At 72.1% G+C, this 18722-nt stretch carries 18 protein-coding genes and 1 tRNA gene; 12 read left to right on the forward strand and 7 right to left on the reverse strand.

Translation table 11 applies throughout. From position 1 onward, the window contains the following. The first annotated feature begins 35 nt into the window (after window positions 1-35). The 5 genes from KBY32_RS31400 to KBY32_RS31420 all read left to right on the forward strand — a co-directional run bounded on the left by KBY32_RS31400 (window position 36) and on the right by KBY32_RS31420 (window position 3844). Window positions 36-1514, forward strand: a complete 1479-nt coding sequence (locus tag KBY32_RS31400; RefSeq protein WP_210982469.1) for a diaminopimelate decarboxylase — start codon at window positions 36-38, stop codon at window positions 1512-1514. A 180-nt stretch (window positions 1515-1694) separates the two neighbouring features. Continuing rightward, complete coding sequence (locus KBY32_RS31405; RefSeq protein WP_055624228.1) at window positions 1695-2087, forward strand: hypothetical protein; 393 nt, start codon at window positions 1695-1697, stop codon at window positions 2085-2087. Then, window positions 2084-2875 (forward strand): hypothetical protein, encoded by a 792-nt coding sequence (locus KBY32_RS31410; RefSeq protein ID WP_055624227.1) that lies wholly within the window; start codon window positions 2084-2086, stop codon window positions 2873-2875. Before KBY32_RS31405 ends, KBY32_RS31410 begins: the two co-directional genes overlap by 4 nt. Window positions 2876-2957: 82 nt before the next feature. Next, a complete protein-coding gene (locus tag KBY32_RS31415) occupies window positions 2958-3455 on the forward strand; it encodes a roadblock/LC7 domain-containing protein (RefSeq protein WP_210982470.1) in 498 nt (165 codons plus the stop codon). Window positions 3456-3469: 14 nt separating this feature from the next. After that, window positions 3470-3844 (forward strand): hypothetical protein, encoded by a 375-nt coding sequence (locus tag KBY32_RS31420; RefSeq protein WP_055624225.1) that lies wholly within the window; start codon window positions 3470-3472, stop codon window positions 3842-3844. A gap of 19 nt (window positions 3845-3863) precedes the next feature. On the opposite strand, the gene KBY32_RS31425 is transcribed toward KBY32_RS31420, so the two are convergent. From KBY32_RS31425 to KBY32_RS31435, 3 genes are all read right to left on the reverse strand, one after another. Next, on the reverse strand, window positions 3864-4418 hold the full coding sequence (locus KBY32_RS31425; RefSeq protein WP_308293814.1) for a hypothetical protein: 555 nt from the start codon (window positions 4416-4418) through the stop codon (window positions 3864-3866). 124 nt (window positions 4419-4542) lie between these two features. Continuing rightward, a complete protein-coding gene (locus KBY32_RS31430) occupies window positions 4543-5403 on the reverse strand; it encodes a MurR/RpiR family transcriptional regulator (protein WP_055624223.1) in 861 nt (286 codons plus the stop codon). After that, window positions 5400-6917 (reverse strand): aromatic amino acid ammonia-lyase, encoded by a 1518-nt coding sequence (locus KBY32_RS31435; protein ID WP_210982472.1) that lies wholly within the window; start codon window positions 6915-6917, stop codon window positions 5400-5402. Before KBY32_RS31435 ends, KBY32_RS31430 begins: the two co-directional genes overlap by 4 nt. A gap of 191 nt (window positions 6918-7108) precedes the next feature. Between KBY32_RS31435 and KBY32_RS31440 the strand changes: the two genes are divergently transcribed. Beyond that, on the forward strand, window positions 7109-7540 hold the full coding sequence (locus KBY32_RS31440; RefSeq protein WP_055624221.1) for a hypothetical protein: 432 nt from the start codon (window positions 7109-7111) through the stop codon (window positions 7538-7540). 324 nt (window positions 7541-7864) lie between these two features. On the opposite strand, the gene KBY32_RS31445 is transcribed toward KBY32_RS31440, so the two are convergent. Further along, complete coding sequence (locus KBY32_RS31445) at window positions 7865-9253, reverse strand: cystathionine beta-synthase (protein ID WP_210982473.1); 1389 nt, start codon at window positions 9251-9253, stop codon at window positions 7865-7867. 159 nt (window positions 9254-9412) lie between these two features. Between KBY32_RS31445 and KBY32_RS31450 the strand changes: the two genes are divergently transcribed. From KBY32_RS31450 to KBY32_RS31460, 3 genes are all read left to right on the forward strand, one after another. Beyond that, on the forward strand, window positions 9413-10453 hold the full coding sequence (locus KBY32_RS31450; RefSeq protein ID WP_210982474.1) for an SGNH/GDSL hydrolase family protein: 1041 nt from the start codon (window positions 9413-9415) through the stop codon (window positions 10451-10453). 212 nt (window positions 10454-10665) lie between these two features. Further along, complete coding sequence (locus KBY32_RS31455; RefSeq protein ID WP_055624218.1) at window positions 10666-11886, forward strand: acetyl-CoA C-acetyltransferase; 1221 nt, start codon at window positions 10666-10668, stop codon at window positions 11884-11886. A gap of 283 nt (window positions 11887-12169) precedes the next feature. Then, window positions 12170-12991 (forward strand): hypothetical protein, encoded by an 822-nt coding sequence (locus KBY32_RS31460; protein ID WP_055624217.1) that lies wholly within the window; start codon window positions 12170-12172, stop codon window positions 12989-12991. Between the two features lie 8 nt (window positions 12992-12999). Here KBY32_RS31460 and KBY32_RS31465 read toward each other — a convergent pair whose 3' ends face one another. Continuing rightward, a complete protein-coding gene (locus KBY32_RS31465; protein WP_079033824.1) occupies window positions 13000-13311 on the reverse strand; it encodes a hypothetical protein in 312 nt (103 codons plus the stop codon). Between the two features lie 102 nt (window positions 13312-13413). Between KBY32_RS31465 and KBY32_RS31470 the strand changes: the two genes are divergently transcribed. After that, complete coding sequence (locus tag KBY32_RS31470; RefSeq protein ID WP_055624215.1) at window positions 13414-13644, forward strand: DUF4287 domain-containing protein; 231 nt, start codon at window positions 13414-13416, stop codon at window positions 13642-13644. Window positions 13645-13701: 57 nt separating this feature from the next. On the opposite strand, the gene KBY32_RS31475 is transcribed toward KBY32_RS31470, so the two are convergent. Both KBY32_RS31475 and KBY32_RS31480 read right to left on the reverse strand, forming a co-directional pair. Next, entirely contained in the window at window positions 13702-14595 is an 894-nt protein-coding gene (locus KBY32_RS31475; RefSeq protein ID WP_115508363.1) for a Bax inhibitor-1/YccA family protein, read from the reverse strand. A 329-nt stretch (window positions 14596-14924) separates the two neighbouring features. After that, a tRNA-Leu gene (locus KBY32_RS31480) sits at window positions 14925-15008 on the reverse strand. Between the two features lie 392 nt (window positions 15009-15400). On the opposite strand from KBY32_RS31480, the gene KBY32_RS31485 reads away from it, so the two are divergent. Then, entirely contained in the window at window positions 15401-16171 is a 771-nt protein-coding gene (locus KBY32_RS31485; protein WP_055624213.1) for an ABC transporter ATP-binding protein, read from the forward strand. Beyond that, the gene (locus KBY32_RS31490) at window positions 16171-18705 is read left to right on the forward strand and encodes an ABC transporter permease (protein WP_210982475.1); all 2535 of its coding nucleotides are present in this window, start codon (window positions 16171-16173) and stop codon (window positions 18703-18705) included. The genes KBY32_RS31485 and KBY32_RS31490 overlap by 1 nt, the downstream gene beginning before the upstream one ends. The last annotated feature ends 17 nt before the right edge of the window (window positions 18706-18722 follow it).

Raw genomic sequence — 18722 nt, forward strand, 5'->3', positions numbered from 1 at the left:
GTGACTGTTGAGGTTGCTATTCACATCCTGGCTTCATGAATAGAGCTAGTCAATACATGCGCGCGCCAGCACGGGCGCGCGGTCGGTGTTTGGCTGGATGCATCGGTACGGACGACGAGAGGACGGAGGACGCGGTGGGCGAGGCAGCGGGGACGGCGGCGGACGACGGGCGGCGGGCGGCACGGCGGGACGAGGCGGTGCGGGCGGCGGTGGAGCGGGGGCTGCTGGGCCCGGACTCCCCCGTCGTCGGCCTGCTGGACGTCACGGGCATACGGGAGTCGGCGGCGGCGCTGCGGGCGGCCTTCGAGGACGTGGTGGCGCCGGGCACGCCCGTGCTGCACGCCTTCGCCGTCAAGGCGAGCCCGCTGGTGCCGGTGCTGCGGCTGCTGCGCGAGGAGGGCATCGGCGCCGAGGTGGCCAGCCCCGGTGAGCTGGCGCTGGCGCGGGCTGCCGGGCTGCGTCCGGAGGCGACCGTGCTGGACTCGCCCGCGAAGACGCCGGCCGAGCTGCGGCAGGCGCTCGCCCTGGGCATCGCCGTCAACGCCGACAATCCGCAGGAGCTGGCGCGGCTCGACGCCCTCACACGCTCAGCCACGAGCCGCTCCCCGCTGGGGCTGCGGGTGAACCCGCAGGTCGGCGGGGGTTCCATCGGGGCGACGTCGACCTCGACACCGACCTCGAAGTTCGGGGTGGCGCTGCGCGATCCGGGGGCGCGCGAGTGGGTCGTCCAGGCGTACCGGGACCGTCCGTGGCTGACCCGGCTGCACACGCACACCGGGTCGCAGGGAGTCCCGCTGTCCCTGATGGCCCGGGGTGTGGCGGAGACGTACGCGCTGGCGGAGGAGATCAACCGGGCGGTGGGACGGCAGCAGATCGACACCCTCGACATCGGCGGCGGACTGCCGGTGAACTTCGCGTCGGACGCGACGACACCGACCTACGCGCAGTACGCGCGGCTGCTCGCGGAGTCGGTGCCGGGGCTGTTCGACGGGCGCTACGGGCTGGTCACCGAGTTCGGCCGGTCCCTGCTCGCCAAGCACGGCACGATCGTGGCCCGTGTCGAGTACGCCAAGAGCGCGGGCGGACGGCCGGTCGCGATCACGCACGCGGGCGTGCAGGTCGCCACCCGGACGGTCTACATGCCGGGCAGCTGGCCGCTGCGGATCGCCGCGTACGACGCCAAGGGGCGTCCCAAGGAGGGGCCGGACGTCGTCCAGGACGTCGCGGGACCGGCCTGTTTCTCCGGCGACCTGCTGGCCGAGCGGGCCTCGCTGCCGCTGCTGGAGCAGGGGGATCTCGCGGCGGCGCTGGACACCGGCGCGTACTACTTCGCGCACCACTACGCGTACAACTCGCTGGCCCGGCCCGGGGTGTACGGCTACGCGGCCGGCGCCGACGGGGAGGTCGCGTTCGCGACCGTGCGGGAGCCGCAGTCCGTCGAGGAGATCGTCGCCGAGTCCGGAGGGGCGCACGCCTCGGCGCTCACCACCCTCACCGAGCCCGGGCGCCGTTGACGCACCCCCGCTGCACGCTGTGAACAGGGGAGGTCAACCCGCCCGTGCATGAGGTCAGTTGACCCACCCTAGCCACTCGGCGCATGTTCCACCGGAAAATGCCCGAACGCTCACTCGCCGCACACACGTTGCGTAGTTTGGCGGTCACTCAGCCGGACCCCAGGCGGGAGGGGAGCGACGGTGCCCGGAATCGACGAGTGCTTGCTGGAGACGATGCGACTGCCAGGTGCCCGGGGAGCGGCGCTCGTGGACTGGACGAGCGGGCTGGCCCTGGGCACGGTGGGCGATCCTCCGGGCGGTGACCATGAGACGGCGGCGGCCGAGGCGGCGGAACTGGCAAGGCTGGCCGCCGAGCAGCAGGCGTTCGGCCCGGAGGACGGCGGCGACGCCGCGGATCCGCCGGTCGAGGACGTGATCCTCAGCAACCGCGACAGCTATCACGTGCTGCGGTTCGTGCCGACGTCGTTCGACAGCAGCGTGTGCCTGTACCTGTGGCTGGCCCGCTCGGACGGCAATCTCGCGCTGGCCCGTATCCGGCTCGGCGAGATGGCCGAACGGCTGGTGCTGGGATGACCGTCGTCGCCGGCACCCCGCCGCCCCGGCTGCCGGTCCGGGACCGGCAGGCCGCCCTCCGGGAGGCCCGGGGGGTGGTCTCCCCGATGCTCACCCGGCTCGCGGACGAGCGCGCCACCGGTGTCCTGCACCGCGAGCACGGCACGCTCCACCTCGTCCAGGGCCGGGTGGTGCACGCGGAGAGCCCGCTCGCCCCCAGCCTCGGCACCCTGCTGACCGCCCACGGCGGTCTCGACGCCACCGCGTGGCGGGACGCCGAGGACAGCGCCGACGAGGCCCATCTGCTGCGGCACGGCCTCACCCCGGGCGTGCTGGAGCTGGCCCAGGTCAGCGCCCTGTACGACGCGGCGTACTTCGCGCTCGCCCCGAGCAGCACGCCCGGCCGCTTCCGGTACGGCGGTGCGCACTGGCTCGCCGCCGTGCACCCGGTACCGGTGGACGATCTGGAGCGCGAGACGCTGCGCCGCCGGGCGCTGCTGCGCCGGATCTGGCCGGACCCGGCGATCGACGGCGCGCCGCTGGTGCGGGCCGACCCGGTCGCCGCGCCCGCGGTGCCGTCCCGGCAGGCGGCCGTACTGGCCCGGGTGGACGGCGTCCGCAAGGCCGTGGACATCGCGCGGGAGCTGGGCAGGCCCGCCTTCCACACCCTGGTGCATCTGCGGCGGCTGGCCGCGGCGGGCCTCGTCGCCACCCGGACACCGCCCCACCAGGACCATCCGTCCGACGCCGCCGGCGATCCCTATGTCGCGCTGCTGAAGAGGGTCAGGGATGCGCTGGAGGCCCTTTGACCGCAAACCCTTCGAGGACCGCGACACGGCGGACGGGCTGCCCCGCCCGCCCCAGCGGTCCCGTGCCGAGAGGAGAAAACTGATGGCGGCCGAGGCCGCTCTACTCGACGAGTTCCGCCGGCTCAGAGCCCGGGTGCCCCAGCTGACCGGGGCCCTGGCGGCCGGCGTCGACGGCCTCGTCCTCGCCCACGACACCCCCGGCGTCGAGCCGGACGGTCTGGCCGCGCTCACCGCGGCGGCGCTCGGCGTCGCCATGCGCGTGACGGACGCGACCGGCCGGGGCGACTTCCGCGAACTGCTCATGCGCGGCACCGACGGCTATGTCGCCACCTACGCCGCCGGACGCACCGCCGTACTGACGCTGCTCGCCCAGGACGGCGTCAACGTCGGCCGGCTGCATCTGGAGGGCCGCCGCGCCGGCGCCCGCATCGGCGAGCTCGTCGACGACGACGCGGCGCTGCCGAAGCCGAGTCCGGCCAGGGGCTCCGCGAAGGAGCCCGCCAAACCCATGCCCACCCGTACGAGAAGCACACGCGCCGCGCGCACCGCCGCGAACGCGCGCACCACTACCGAAAGTTGAGAGGACACCACGTCATGGCCAACACCGAGACCGCTCTGAAGGAATGCCTCGCGTCGATCGAGGGGGCGACCGGCGTCGCGCTCGTCGACTACACCAGCGGAATGGCCCTCGGCACCCTCGGCGGCACCAAGACCTTCGACCTCAACGTCGCCGCCGCGGGCAACACCGACGTCATCCGGGCCAAGATGCGCACCATGGAGCACCTCGGCCTCAAGGGCGGCATCGAGGACATCCTGATCACCCTCAGCGACCAGTACCACCTGATCCGGCTGCTCACCGGACGCGGCGGCAACGGTCTCTTCATGTACCTGGTGCTCGACGCCAAGCGCGCCAACCTGGCCATGGCCCGGCACCAGCTGAAGAAGATCGAGGAGGAGTTGGAGGTCTAGAGCCTGCCCCGGAGGATCTCTACACCAGCGCCGCGGTGCGGCGGCGGGCCCCGCCCGGGGCCGCGTCGCCCGCGGCGATACCGGTGGTGCGGTAGCCCTTCACGGTCTTGCCGGCCGGGCGGCCCGCGCGGGCGTCCAGCCAGTCGACCCGCACCCACAGCAGGACCCCGCCGGCCAGCTCCCGGCGGCCCACCCAGGCCGCCTTCAGCCACAGCCCCGCCCCGCAGCCCGCCAGCAGCAGCCCACCGGCGATCGGCACCGCGAACGCGGAGGCCACCGCCGCGGCCGGCGCGAGCAGCAGCCACCAGCGGTGGCCCCGGCGCCAGGCGCGCACGCTCACCGCCCGGTCCTGCAGCACGTCCAGCTTGGCGGCCCGCGTGGCCGACCCGACCAGCGCGGCATAGCGGCCGCGGCGGGCATAGAAGACGACGGCGAGGGCGACGAGGAACAGCGCCGCCCCGGCGAGCCCGCCGATCCGGCGCCCCGTCAGACCCGGCACCAGCGCCCCGATCCCGGCGGCGCACACCCCGGCCCAGAAAAGGGGCGCGGCCCCGGCCCGTACGACGACGGCCACCCGAGCCAGCCCATGTCCTCCACCGCGCACCACGTTCAGCCTCCCGTCTCGTGTCGTCCAGACGTCCGTTGCGGGCAGATTAGCCAGCCAACGTGAGATGAGCCTTAAGAACGCGGGGACCGGTTCACTCGACGAACAGCCCCCGCGCCGCCGCCCGGGTGTCGAACTCCTCCAGACGCGCCTGGGCGTCCGGCAGGTCGTCGCACATGGCCTCCAGCAGGACCCGGCCCAGCAGCATCGGCGCGCAGGCGGTGTCGAAGGCGAGACCGGTGCCGACGGCCGCGGGCAGCAGCAGGTCGGAGGCGCGGGCGACGGGCGCGAACGCGGAGTCCGCCACGGTCACCGTGGTCAGCCCGGACTCTTTCGCGTAGACGAGGGTGTCGACGACCTCGCGCGGATGCCGGGGCAGCGCGAAGCAGAGCAGGGCGCTCGCACCGGCCCGTACGGCGGCGTCGATCCGGTCCTGGAGCATGGTGCCGCCCTCGTCGAGCAGCCGGACGTCCGGGTGCACCTTGGCGGCGAAGTAGGAGAAGCCGTACGCCTGGGCGGCCGCGGCGCGCAGTCCGAGCACGGGCAGCGGGCGGGAGGCGGCGAGGACGCGCCCGGCGCGCTGCACGGGACGCGGGTCCGCGAGTACCTCGGCCAGATGCCGCAGGTTCTCGATCTCCGCCTCGACGGCCTGCTGGTACTCGTTGTAGGCACCGGTGTCCGGGGCCGGTTCGGCGGGCGCGACCTCCCGCAGATGGCGGCGCAGCGCCGGGTAGCCGTCGAAGCCGAGGGCGACGGCGAAGCGGGTCACGGACGGCTGGCTGACCCCTGCCAGTTCGGCCAGTTCCACGCTGGACAGGAACGGCACGTCGGCGGCCCGGCGGACCATGCTGTGCGCGATGCGCCGCTGGGTCGGGGTCAGCCGGTGCCCCTCGAACAGCGTCTGGAGCCGCGCGGCGGGACTGTCCGTCCCCGTCGTGTTCCTGTCGGCGCTCATGCCGCGCTTCCCCTCCAGATCTCGGTGAACCGGTCGAGCAGTGCCGCCGCCTCGGTCACGTCGTCGGTGAGCGGGCGGTCGGCCGGGTCGTCGTCGAGCACCGCCTCGGCCAGCGCCAGTGCCCGGCCCGCCGGCAGCGCGGGGTCGGGCCGCAGGTCGCGCTGACGCAACGCCCGTACGGCGGCGACGAGTTCACAGCCGACGACGAGACGGTACGCGGCACAGGCGCGCAGTGTCTGCCGGGCGGCGAGCGAGGCGAAGCTGGCCTGCTCCTCCACGCCCCGGGAGAGTACAGCGTGCCCGAGGGAGGCGGGAGCGGAGAACGCGCGCAGATCGCCGAGGGCGGCCCCGGCGGCGTACTCCAGGATCATCACGCCGGACGCGGCGGGCGCGGAGTCGGCGAGGAACGGCCGCAGCCGGGTGTAGGCGGGTTCGTTGAGGGTGGAGAGCCGGGACGTCGACAGCCGGGCGACCTGGGTGAGGGCGAGCCGGAAGTGGTCGAGGGCGAGGGCGAGTTGGGCCTGGTAGAAGCCGCCGTGATGGTAGGCGGCCATGTCCTCGGGGCTGATGAGGGGGTTCTCGGCGGCGGCGTTCATCTCCACCGTCAGCACCCGCTCCAGGGCGTCGGCGGCGTCGTGCGCGGGGCCGTGGATCTGCGGCAGGCAGCGGAAGCCGTACGGGTCCTGGATGCGGCCGAGCGGCGGGGTCGGCCGGTCGTCGGCGCCGACGAGGCGGCGCATCCGGCGGGCGACCCCGACGGTGCCCGGGTGCGGCCGGGCGGCGTGCACGGGGGCCGCGTACGCCTCGTGGGAGCCGTCGACGGCGAGCAGGGAGAGGGCGGCGACGACCTCGGTGGCGCCGACGAGTCCGCGCAGCTCGTGCAGGGCGAGGGCGGCCTGGCCGAGGGTGAGGGCGTTGCTGCTGATGAACGCGAGGGCGTCGTTGTTGTCGAGCGGCTGCGGCGCGGGCGCCCCGGGACCGCGCCAGGGGTGCTCGCCGGCGAGGGCGAGCCCGGCCTGCGCCAGGGCGGCGATGTCCCCGGTGCCGACGGAGCCGAACTCGTTGACGACCGGGTGGGCGCCGCTCTCCAGGGCCTCGCACAGGGCGGTGACGACGCTGGGGCGCAGTCCGGCGCCGCCCGCGAGCACCTGGTTGGCCCGTATGGCGAGCATGGCCCGCACCTGCCGGGCGGGCACCTGCTCGCCGATGGCGCCGGCGTGGCTGCGCAGCAGCCGCAGCCCGTGCTCGGCGGCGGCCTCGGTGGGCACGGGTTCGTTGCGGTTGGCGCCGACGCCGGTGGAGCGGCCGTAGACGCGTCCGGTCGCGGCGATGAGACGGGCGGCGTCCCAGGACACCTCGGCCCGCTTCAGCGCCTCGGGCGCGGGCACCGGGCGCGCGGCGGCGTCGGCGAGGCGCACGACGTCCTCGACGCCGAGCCCGGCCCCGTCGAGGACGACCGGCCCGGCGTGCCCGGGAGACGCGACACCCGGCAGGTCCACGAACCGCGACCCCATCGACCAGCACTCCCCTCACGCCGCTATTCAGCTAGAAAGAACTCTGCATGACGCTATGCAGCCGGGCAAGGGACGTCTCGCGGCCCGGCTCGTGCGCCCGGGCGGCGGGCGGGGCTGCCCCCGCCGGGAAACGGGGGTTGTCCCCAGTGCGTACGGCCCCCGCCGCTCCCTACCGTGGGCGTATGACGGCAATGGACGCGCAGGGCCCCGAGCTCAAGAAGGAACTCGACGCCACGCTGCAGGCCCGCAGGGAGCTGGGTGAGGAGTACGAGTCCGCGCTGGTCGACTCGTTCCTGGAGAAGGTCGACCAGCGCATCGACGGCGCGGTCGAGCGCCGGCTGCGCCGGCATCTGGCCGAGCAGCAGATGGCGGCGGCCCGGGACGCCCGGTCGCCGAGGGCGACGGACACCTGGGGCGAGCGCTTCGGCTTCGGCCTGGTCTCCCTGGTGCTGGCGATCCCGCTGTCCGCCATCGGCGGCGGTGTCGCCCATCTGCCGGGGCTGCTGGTGGCCTGGGCCGGGATCGTCGGCGTGAACGTCGTGCAGGTCGCACGCACCCACCCGGGGCTGTTCCGGGGCGGACGCGGGAAGTCCGGCAAGGGCGACGACGCCTGGGAGGACTGAGAGGGATTGCGCGGGGACCGCCGCACCCCCGTTGCCGGGGGGCGGGACGACGGCGGTCCCCGCGAGGGACGTCGACCGGGTCAGGGCCTGGCCGCGTCCAGCGTCCTTGGAGGTCCGGGAGCCGCTCCGGAGGTCCTTGGACGTTCGGTGCCGGCTCGGGCGGGGAGCCGCTCCCGCCCGCTTGCCGACACCCATCAATGTGCCGGACGCGTGTTAAGCGTGTGCTGCGTGGACGTGACACCCTCGTACCACTTCGGCGACGGCCGGGGCCGCCGGTGACCGAAGGTTCGCCGCCGGCCCGGCCCGTTCGCCGTGGATCCGCCGCTACTTCCCGCCCTTGGCCAGGAAGGCCAGCAGGTCCTGACGGCTGATCACTCCGGTCGGCTTGCCCTCGACGAGCACGATCGCGGCGTCCGCCGCGCCCAGCACCGACATCAGGTCGCCGACCGGCTCGCCGGAGCCGACCTGGGGCAGCGGGGCCGACATGTGCTTCTCCAGCGGGTCCTCCAGCGAGGCCCGCTTGGTGAACAGCGCGTCCAGCAGTTCGCGTTCCACGACGGAGCCCACGACCTCGGCGGCCATGACGTCCGGGTGACCGGCGCCCGGCTTCACGATCGGCATCTGCGAGACGCCGTACTCGCGCAGCACCTCGATGGCCTCGCCGACCGTCTCGTCGGGGTGCATGTGGACGAGGGACGGGATGGCGCCGTGCTCCTTGTCGTTGAGGACGTCGGCGACGCGGGCGTTGGGGCCCTCGTCCTCCAGGAAGCCGTAGTCGGCCATCCACTCGTCGTTGAAGATCTTCGACAGATAGCCGCGGCCGCTGTCCGGCAGGAGCACCACCACGACGTCGTCCGGACCGAGCCGCTCGGCGACCCGCAGCGCGCCGACGACCGCCATGCCGCAGGAGCCGCCGACGAGCAGCCCCTCCTCCTTGGCGAGGCGGCGGGTCATCTGGAAGGAGTCCTTGTCGGACACCGGCACGATCTCGTCGGCGACCGTGCGGTCGTAGGCGCTCGGCCAGAAGTCCTCACCGACGCCCTCGACCAGGTACGGCCGTCCGGAGCCGCCGGAGTACACCGAGCCTTCCGGGTCCGCGCCGATGACCTTGACCTTGCCGTCGCTGACGTCCTTCAGATAGCGGCCGGTGCCGGAGATGGTGCCGCCGGTGCCGACGCCCGCCACGAAGTGGGTGATCTGCCCCTCGGTCTGCTCCCACAGCTCGGGGCCGGTCGAGTGGTAGTGCGAGAGCGGGTTGTTGGGGTTGGAGTACTGGTCCGGCTTCCAGGCGCCCGGCGTCTCGCGCACCAGCCGGTCGGAGACGTTGTAGTACGAGTCGGGGTGCTCGGGGTCGACCGCGGTGGGGCAGACGACGACCTCGGCGCCGTACGCGCGCAGCACATTGATCTTGTCGGTGCTCACCTTGTCGGGGCACACGAAGATGCACTTGTACCCCTTCTGCTGGGCCACGATGGCCAGCCCGACGCCGGTGTTGCCGCTGGTCGGCTCGACGATGGTGCCCCCGGGCTTCAGCTCGCCGCTCTGCTCCGCCGCCTCGATCATGCGCAGGGCGATGCGGTCCTTCACGGAGCCGCCCGGGTTGAAGTACTCGACCTTGGCCAGGACGGTGGCCTGGATGCCCTTGGTCACGTGGTTGAGCCTCACCAGCGGGGTGTTGCCGACGAGGCTGATCATCGAGTCGTGGAAATGCACCGTTGTCTCCGGTAGCTGCAAAAGATGCGGTCGTAGTGGTTCCGCCAGCCTATGGCCTGCACGAGACCCGTGAAGGTCGTTCACGCCCCGTGGGGATTGGGCCACCGTCCGTGCGGGGCAAGCAGTTGATGTACGGCTACGAGGAGGTGGCGGCGACGCATGACGAGCATGTCCAGGGCACGGGTGGCCCGACGGATCGCGGCGGGCGCCGCGTACGGCGGGGGCGGCATCGGTCTGGCGGGGGCGGCGACGGTCGGTCTGCTGCTCGCCGAGGTGCGGATGGCCAGGCGCCATGTGGGCAACGGCACGAACAACCACGTCCCGAGCGCCGACGGCCGGTACGGCCGCCTGTACGACACCCCGGGTGAGACCGCGCTGCGCCTGACGCTCCTGGGCGACTCGACGGCCGCCGGGCAGGGGGTGCACCGGGCGGGACAGACACCGGGGGCGCTGCTGGCGTCGGGGCTGGCCGCGGTGGCGGAGCGCCCGGTGGTGCTGCGCAACGTGGCGCTGCCGGGGGCCTGCTCGGACGATCTCGACCGGCAGGTGGCCCTGCTGCTCGCCGACCCGTCCGCGCCGCCGGACATCTGCGTGATCATGGTCGGCGCCAACGACGTCACCCACCGGATGCCGCCGACGCGTTCGGTCCGGCATCTCTCCGCGGCGGTACGGCGGCTGCGCACGGCCGGCGCGGAGGTCGTCGTGGGCACCTGTCCCGACCTGGGCACGATCGAGCCGGTGCAGCAGCCGCTGCGGTGGCTGGCCCGGCGGGCCTCACGTCAGCTGGCGGCCGCGCAGACCATCGGCGTGGTCGAACAGGGCGGGCGCACGGTGTCGCTGGGCGATCTGCTGGGCCCCGAGTTCGAGGCGAACCCGCGCGAGCTGTTCGGCCCGGACCACTACCACCCCTCGGCGGAGGGGTACGCCACGGCGGCGATGGCGGTCCTGCCGACGGTGTGCGCGGCGCTCGGCCTGTGGCCGGCCGAGGAGGAGCGCCCGGACGCCACCCGCCGCGAGGGCTTCCTGCCGGTCGCCCGCGCCGCCGCCGAGGCCGCGTCGGAGGCGGGCACGGAGGTCACGGCGGCGATGCCGACCGGACCGAAGGGGCCCTGGGCACTGCTCAAGCGCCGGCGCAGGCGCAGGCTGGAAACGGCGGAGCCCTCGCCGGCCGGCCCGGCCGGTGTGCACGAGGCTCCGTGAGCCAGGCGGGGCCGTGAAACCACGCAGCGGCCCCGCGAGCCAAGCAAGCGCTTAGAAAATTGCGGTCAGGGTCACACCCCGACACCCGTGACCCTCTGCGTACGGACGGGTAACTTCCCTCACAGCCCTGCCCGACCCACCGGTACGCGCACCCTCCGCCGACGCCCCCGCAAACGAGGCGCCGCGCGCCGCGCCCTTCGACTGGAGCCGTGATGCCCGAAGCCGTCATCGTCTCGACCGCCCGCTCCCCCATCGGCCGCGCCTTCAAGGGCTCCCTGAAGGACCTCCGTCCCGACGACCTCACCGCCACGATCATCCAGGCCGCCCTCGCCAAGGTGCCCGAGCTGGACCCGCGTGACATCGACGACCTGATGCTCGGCTGCGGTCTGCCCGGCGGCGAGCAGGGCAACAACCTCGGCCGGATCGTCGCCGTCCAGATGGGGATGGACCACCTCCCCGGCTGCACGATCACCCGTTACTGTTCCTCGTCGCTGCAGACCTCGCGCATGGCGCTGCACGCCATCAAGGCCGGCGAGGGCGACGTCTTCATCTCGGCCGGTGTCGAGATGGTCTCCCGCTTCACCAAGGGCAACTCCGACTCCCTGCCGGACACGCACAACCCGTTCTTCGCCGAGGCCGAGGCCCGCACCGCCGAGGTCGCCCAGCAGGAGGGCACCACCTGGCACGACCCGCGCGAGGACGGCCTCGTGCCGGACGCCTACATCGCGATGGGCCAGACCGCCGAGAACCTCGCCCGCTGGAAGGGCGTCACCCGTCAGGACATGGACGAGTTCGGCGTCCGCTCGCAGAACCTCGCCGAGGAAGCCATCAAGAACGGCTTCTGGGAGCGCGAGATCACCCCGGTGACCCTCCCCGACGGCACCGTCGTCAGCAAGGACGACGGCCCGCGCGCCGGCGTCACCCTGGAGGGCGTGCAGGGCCTCAAGCCCGTCTTCCGCCCCGACGGCATGGTCACCGCCGCCAACTGCTGCCCGCTGAACGACGGCGCCGCCGCGCTCGTCATCATGAGCGACACCAAGGCCCGCGAGCTGGGCCTGACCCCGCTCGCCCGCATCGTCTCCACCGGCGTCTCGGGCCTGTCCCCCGAGATCATGGGCCTCGGCCCGGTCGAGGCGTCCCAGCAGGCGCTGCGCCGCGCCGGCCTGACCATCGACGACATCGACCTGGTCGAGATCAACGAGGCGTTCGCCGCGCAGGTGATCCCCTCCTACCGCGACCTGGGCATCCCGCTGGAGAAGCTGAACGTCAACGGCGGCGCCATCGCGGTCGGCCACCCCTTCGGCATGACCGGCGCGCGCATCACCGGCACGCTGATCAACTCCCTGCAGTTCCACGACAAGCAGTTCGGTCTGGAGACGATGTGCGTGGGCGGTGGCCAGGGCATGGCCATGGTCATCGAGCGCCTCAGCTGACCCCGCCGACGACCCCTGCGTAGTCGCCTCACGACCCACTGTGAGCCGTCGGCCCAGAACCCGGGAAACCCCTTGGTTCTGGGCCGATTTGTGATCCAATCTCCCTCAGGATGTGACCTATCTCCCTCGGTTGAGGGATTCTCGCAGCTCAGAGCCGTTGCACCACCTGACCCCCGACCCAAAGACCTGTCCGGTTCGTGACGTTACGCACTGACAGCTGGATGGTCCGCCCTTCAAGCTGATGTAGGAAGTCGGGGGTCGACTTTGAACCGGGAGTACGTCAGTGAGCGCCATGCCGATCGCCCTGCTGCTCATCACGGCCGCCACCGGCGCCGTGGGCGTCGCCGTCCTGCGCACCCTCATGGTGCTGCGTCGACAGGTCGCCGCCCTGCACGCCGAGCTCGCCCAGGGCAATGCCGCGCGTGCCGCGGGCCGCATTCCGCAGGCCCGGCTCGCCGCCGACGCCGACGAGATACGCGCCGCGGTCGCCGAGGCCCTCGCCGAGGAGCGGGAGCGGGAGCTGGCCGAGGCGCGCGCCTTCTGGGCGGCGCAGGAGGCCCGTGACGGCTCCGACGGTCCGACGCTGCTGGGTCTGGCCGACAGCGAGCTGTTCCTGCCCCGGCAGGCCGACCTCGCGGGTCTCGACCATCTGGAGCCGGTCGCCGAGCCCGCCGCGGACGCCGAGGAGTTCTCCGCCAAGGACCTCGTCCAGCCGGGCACCCCGACCGAGTCGCCCGAGCTGGCCGCCGCCCGCCGCCGGCACCCCTCCCACCCGGACTTCGTCCCGGTGCAGTCCCCGGTCGTCAACGACCACGAGCGCACCGTGGCCACCCTGGAGGACCTGGCCGCCTCGGCCATCGAGCTGACGGACGTCCGCCCCGGCCCGCTGGGCACGCTGGACGTCTATGTCTTCGCCGACGGCACCACGCTCTGTATGACCCCGGGTCACCGTGAGACGGCCGAACGGCTGGCGGCGGCCCTGCGCGCCGGCGAGACCCCGGTCCTGCTGGGCGGCTCGGGCGTCTCCGGGGCGTACACGCTGACGTTCGCCTGCGGTGACGAGAACGTCTACATCCTGGCCGACCGGGTCATCGCGTCCCTGTAGGGCGCGTCTCAGACGCCCGCGCGCTTCTGCGCCTCCTCCACCAGCCGTACCGCGTCCTCGACCTCGGCGTCGGACGTCAGGACGACCTCCAGGTCGTGCACGGCGACGGTGATCTGGTCGGCCGCGGCGAACATGCCGGCGTCCGGCATCTCCCGGGGCTCGGCGCCGGGTTCCTCCAGCAGCTGGGCCCGCCGGGACAGCTCCCGGGCCAGGCCGAGGGCCTCGCTCGCCGCCCCCCGCTGCAGCCGGCTCTGCGGAGCGGCCCTCAGACGATCGGCGAAGTGATCCACGGCACGGGTGAGGGGCGTCGTATCAACCACGCCCCCAACCTACGCGGCGCGACGGGACTGTTGCCAACACGCGGACGCTCAGGCACGGTGACCTGAAGGACCGGCTTGTATCCCCTGCGTTCGGAGGCGCCGATGTCCCAAGTCTTCTCCGAGGAGACCCATCGCAACCTGCTCGCCCGTATCCCCCATTGCACCGGTCGTGAAGTGTCCGACTGGCTCCGCGCCGTCGAGGAGGGCCCGGCCCTCTTCAACTTCGAGGAGAAGGTCAGCTGGCTCCGCCATGAGCACAACCTCGCGTACGGCCACGCGAAAGCGATCATCCACGAGTACGACCTGAGGAGGGCCGCGCGCAACCTGCTCTGAGGCCGTAGGCCCGGGCACTTGTACGCACGCGAAGACGGCTGGTCGTTGCTGTTACCGCTAGTCGTTGCTGTTGAGGATCGCGATGATCCGCAGGAACTCCATGTAGATCCAGACCAGCGTCAGCGTCAGACCGAAGGCCGCCAGCCAGGACTCCTCGCGCGGCGCGCCGTAGGCGATGCCGTCCTCGACCTGCTTGAAGTCCAGGGCGAGGAAGCAGGCGCCGAGCAGGATGCCGATGACGCCGAAGAGGATGCCGAGCGGGCCGCTGCGGAAGCCGAGGCCGTCACCGCCGCCGAACACCGCGAACAGCAGGTTGATCGCCATCAGCGCGATGAAGCCGAGGGCGGCCGCCATCACGAAGCCGACGAAGCGCCGGTTCACCCGGATCCAGCCGGCCTTGTAGGCCACCAGGACCGCGGCGAAGACCGCCATGGTGCCGAGCACCGCCTGCATGGCCGCACCGCTCGCGATGCGGTTGTCCACGACGCTGGAGACGACGCCGAGGAAGACACCCTCGAACGCGGCGTACGCCAGGATCAGCGCGGGCGAGGCCTTGCGCTTGAAGGACTGGACGAGCCCCAGCACCATGCCGATGAGGCCGGCGCCGATGGCGATGCCGTAGGAACGGCTGATGTTCGCGTCGTCGACGGGCAGCGTCGCCCAGGCGAGGGCCGCCGTGACGATCAGCACGCCGAGCGTGGTGCCGGTGCGCATGAGGACGTCGTCCATCGTCATGCGGTCGGCGGTGGCCGGGGCCTGCGGCGCCCCGTACTGAAGGTCCTGCTGGGCGTAAGGGTTCTGCGCGTACGGGTTGCCGGCCTGCGGCTGGGCGTAGGGGTTGCCCTGCGTGCCGACAGCGGCGCCCCCGGCCTGCGGCGCGGCGTTGAAGCCCGCGTAGCCGTTGTCGCGGCTGAACCCCCGTCGCGAGAAGACCGGGTTGCTGCTCCTCATTTCACTCCTCCATGGCCGCCGTGCGCGGCCTTGGCTCAAGAGTAATAGGTTGGCAAAGGATTGACCCTAATACTTGGGGAGGATCTTTCCCTCTTCGTGCTGGCCAACACGCTACGCGTCCGGGTGATTCCCGGCCATGACCGTGAGCGTTCATGACCAGACTGACACGTGCCCGGGATCGGACGGAGATCACCCGCTTGCCGGACACCCGTCCGGAGCGTTCGCGAGGTGGCGTCCGCTTCACCCTGCGCCCGGCGTCGGCGCGGGGCGGGGCACGGCTCGGGGTGCGCCCACGGAGAGCGAGGGGTGGGGACGAGGAAGATCGGAAGTGCCCAGAGCCGGACTTGAACCGGCACGCCCGCGAAGGGGCAGCGAGGTTTAAGCTCGCCGTGTCTGCATTCCACCATCTGGGCAGGCCATGGGCTCCGCATCGAAGTCCCGAGCCTATCGGGAGACGCCTGACCAACAGGGCCCGGGCGGACCGATGTTGTCTTATTTTATTGGCGTCTGAGGGAGCATCAGCCCGTGGAACGGGCCATCCGCACTTGCCAATAGCCTTGCGTGCGGGCGCCGGCGCCGTATGCGGAATGACGGAATTTCACCGTCCGAACAAGGACGCCCCACCTGTTCTCGCGCGACCCGCTCCTCGGGGCGCCCCGTCATCCTCAGGTATGACGCGACGGCCTCCGGTCCATCCGCAGTCTGCCCCCGGAACCGGAACAGCGATGGACTACACGGCCCCGGACGGCCGGGACGATGGACGTGTCCTTCGAACACCCGTCACCCCCTCAGGAGCGTCCTTCTCGTGACCACCGCATCCATCGCCGGCCGCGCCACCGCCGTGGCCGCACGTGCCACGGATCTGTCGAAGATCTACGGACAGGGCGAGACCCAGGTGGTCGCCCTCGACCGGGTCTCCGTCGAGTTCCGGCAGGCCGAGTTCACCGCGATCATGGGCCCGTCCGGTTCCGGCAAGTCGACGCTGATGCACTGCGTGGCGGGCCTGGACACCTTCTCCTCCGGATCGGTGCGCATCGGCGACACCGAGCTGGGCTCCCTGAAGGACAAGCAGCTCACCCAGCTGCGCCGGGACAAGATCGGCTTCATCTTCCAGGCGTTCAACCTGCTGCCGACGCTCACGGCGCTGGAGAACATCACGCTCCCGATGGACATCGCGGGCCGCAAGCCGGACAAGCAGTGGCTGGACAAGGTGATCGGCATGGTCGGCCTCGCCGACCGGCTCAAGCACCGCCCCGCCCAGCTCTCCGGCGGCCAGCAGCAGCGGGTGGCCGTGGCCCGCGCCCTCGCCTCCCAGCCGGAGATCATCTTCGGTGACGAGCCGACCGGCAACCTGGACTCGCGCTCCGGCGCCGAGGTGCTCGGCTTCCTGCGCAACTCGGTGCGGGAGATGGGGCAGACGGTCGTCATGGTGACCCACGACCCGGTCGCCGCCTCCTACGCGGACCGCGTGGTGTTCCTCGCCGACGGCCGGATCGTCGACGAAATGTACAAGCCCACCGCGGACAACGTGCTGGACTTCATGAAGCAGTTCGACGCGAAGGGCCGCACCTCCTGATGTTCCGCACCGCCCTGCGCAACGTACTGGCGCACAAGGCCCGCCTGCTGATGACCGTCCTCGCCGTGATGCTCGGCGTGGCCTTCGTCTCCGGCACCCTGGTCTTCGCCGACACGCTCTCCAACGCCTTCCGCAACCAGTCGGCGAAGAGCTACGACGACGTCGCCGTCGCCGTCACCTCCTACGCCTCCACGGACGACCCCGAGCAGGAACCCGGACTGTCCCGGAAGACGCTCGACGGGATCGCCGCCGTGGACGGTGTCGCCGCCGCCCACGGCCGGGTCGAGGGCTTCGCCGGGGTCGCCGACCCCGACGGGAAGCTGATCGGCGTCGGCTGGTCGAACAAGGGCTCCAACTTCTCGCCCGGCAAGGACGGCAAGGACGCCGCGTACACCTTCACCGAGGGCTCCGGCCCGGTGAAGGACGACCAGATCGCCCTGGACGAGGAGTCCGCGGCCAAGGGCGAGTACGAGGTCGGCGACCGGGTGCGCGTCGCGACCAACGGCCCGGTGAAGGAGTACACCCTCAGCGGGGTGTTCACCACCGAGGACGGCGCCGTGAACGCCGGCGGCAGCCTGGTCCTGTTCGACACCGCCGTCGCCCAGAAGCAGTACCTCAAGCCCGGTTACTTCGAGAGCGTCACGGTCACCGCCGCGCCCGGCGCGTCCGACGCGAAGATCCTCGCCGCGGTGAAGCCGCTGCTGCCGGAGCACGCCGAGGCCCGTACCGGCCAGGCCCTCGCGGACGAGCAGGCCGACGACATCGAGCGCGGCATGAGCAACCTGAAGCAGGTGCTGCTGGGCTTCGCGGGCATCGCGCTGTTCGTCGGGATCTTCCTGATCTCCAACACCTTCACGATGCTGGTCGCCCAGCGCACCAAGGAGATCGCCCTGATGCGGGCGGTCGGCGCGTCCCGCCGGCAGATCACCCGCTCGGTGCTGGCGGAGGCCGCGCTGGTGGGCCTGGTCGCCTCGGTCGTCGGGTTCGTCCTCGGCATCGGGCTCGCGGTCGGGCTGCGCTCCGGCATGGCCGCGTTCGAGATGAAGATGCCGGACGGCCCGCTGGTCGTGACCGCCACCCCGGTGCTCTCCGCGCTCGGCGTGGGCGTGCTGATCACGATGCTCGCCGCCTGGCTGCCCGGCCGCCGGGCCGCGAAGATCCCGCCGGTGGCCGCCATGAACAGCGTCCACGCGGTGGCCACCACCAAGTCGCTGGTGCTGCGCAACTCGCTGGGCGCGGCCATCACCTCCGTCGGTGCCGCCGGCATCGTCGCGGGCGCCTCCTCCGGCGGCGACGACGGCCGGATGCTCATCGGGGCGGGCGCGTTCCTCGCGCTGATCGGTGTGATCGTCCTGATCCCGCTGCTGTCGCGGCCCGTGATCGCCCTCGTCCGTCCGCTGCTCGCCGGCCCGTTCGGCGTGGCCGGCAAGCTGGCCGGGCAGAACGCGGTCCGCAACCCGCGCCGCACCGGCGCCACCGCCTCGGCGCTGGCGATCGGGCTGACGCTGGTCACCGGCCTGTCGGTGCTCGGCATCACGGTCGGCACCGCCATCGACAAGATGACCACGGACAACATCAAGGCCGACTACATGGTCTCGATGGCGAACGGCGGCGACCTCGACCGGTCCGCGCTGACCGCGCTCAAGAAGGCCAAGGGCGTCTCGGCGGTCTCGCCGCAGCAGAGCGTCTACTTCCAGGCCGGTGACGACGACTTCGTCTCCGTCTCGGCGGTCACGCCGGGCGACATCGAGAAGGTCCTGCGGATGGACCTGGTCAGCGGTGACCTCGGCACCCTCGGCGACGGGCAGCTCGCCGTCGCCGAGAAGACGGCCCGCGGCAAGGGCTGGAAGCCCGGCGACAGCGTCCCCGTCACCTTCGGCGACGAGAAGAAGCAGACCCTGAAGGTCGGCGCCGTCTTCAAGGACAGCGAGTTCCTCTCCCCCGTCGTCGTCTCCACGGACGTCGTCGGCCCGCACGAGACCCGGCCGTACATCCGGGAGATCTTCGTGAAGATGGACGGCGGCCAGACCGGCGCCAACGAGCAGGTCCTCATCGACGCGCTCGGCGACAACCCCGCGATCACGGTCATGGACCGGCAGGACATCCGCGACGAGTTCGGCGGCGCCATCAACACCCTGCTGAACGTCATGTACGGCCTGCTGGCGATGGCTCTGATCATCGCGGTGCTGGGTGTGGTCAACACCCTGGCGATGTCGGTGTTCGAGCGGCAGCAGGAGATCGGCATGCTCCGCGCGATCGGTCTCGACCGGCGCCGGGTGAAGCGGATGGTGCGTCTGGAGGCCGTCGTCATCTCGGTGTTCGGCGCGGTCGTCGGCATCGGTCTCGGCGCGTTCCTCGGCTGGGCGATCGGCGAGACCTTCGCGGACCAGGTGCCGGGGTACGCCCTGGTCCTGCCCTGGGACCGGATCGGCGTCTTCCTCGTCCTGGCCGGTCTGGTCGGCGTCCTGGCCGCGATGTGGCCGGCCCGCAACGCGGCCCGCCTGAACATGCTGAACGCGATCAAGGCCGAGTAGCCGTACGGCACCAGCGG

The organism is Streptomyces sp. RK62 (assembly GCF_018070255.1).
Lineage (GTDB): Bacteria > Actinomycetota > Actinomycetes > Streptomycetales > Streptomycetaceae > Streptomyces > Streptomyces nigra.

Bases quoted from the DNA above. Each gene is read 5' to 3' on its own strand.
- KBY32_RS31475 (WP_115508363.1), bottom strand. From the start codon at position 14,595: ATGAGGAGCAGCAACCCGGTCTTCTCGCGACGGGGGTTCAGCCGCGAC.
- KBY32_RS31440 (WP_055624221.1), top strand. From the start codon at position 7,109: ATGGACGCGCAGGGCCCCGAGCTCAAGAAGGAACTCGACGCCACGCTG.
- KBY32_RS31410 (WP_055624227.1), top strand. From the start codon at position 2,084: ATGACCGTCGTCGCCGGCACCCCGCCGCCCCGGCTGCCGGTCCGGGAC.
- KBY32_RS31430 (WP_055624223.1), bottom strand. From the start codon at position 5,403: ATGAGCGCCGACAGGAACACGACGGGGACGGACAGTCCCGCCGCGCGG.
- KBY32_RS31455 (WP_055624218.1), top strand. From the start codon at position 10,666: ATGCCCGAAGCCGTCATCGTCTCGACCGCCCGCTCCCCCATCGGCCGC.
- KBY32_RS31470 (WP_055624215.1), top strand. From the start codon at position 13,414: ATGTCCCAAGTCTTCTCCGAGGAGACCCATCGCAACCTGCTCGCCCGT.
- KBY32_RS31400 (WP_210982469.1), top strand. From the start codon at position 36: ATGAATAGAGCTAGTCAATACATGCGCGCGCCAGCACGGGCGCGCGGT.
- KBY32_RS31420 (WP_055624225.1), top strand. From the start codon at position 3,470: ATGGCCAACACCGAGACCGCTCTGAAGGAATGCCTCGCGTCGATCGAG.
- KBY32_RS31415 (WP_210982470.1), top strand. From the start codon at position 2,958: ATGGCGGCCGAGGCCGCTCTACTCGACGAGTTCCGCCGGCTCAGAGCC.
- KBY32_RS31435 (WP_210982472.1), bottom strand. From the start codon at position 6,917: ATGGGGTCGCGGTTCGTGGACCTGCCGGGTGTCGCGTCTCCCGGGCAC.
- KBY32_RS31490 (WP_210982475.1), top strand. From the start codon at position 16,171: ATGTTCCGCACCGCCCTGCGCAACGTACTGGCGCACAAGGCCCGCCTG.
- KBY32_RS31450 (WP_210982474.1), top strand. From the start codon at position 9,413: ATGACGAGCATGTCCAGGGCACGGGTGGCCCGACGGATCGCGGCGGGC.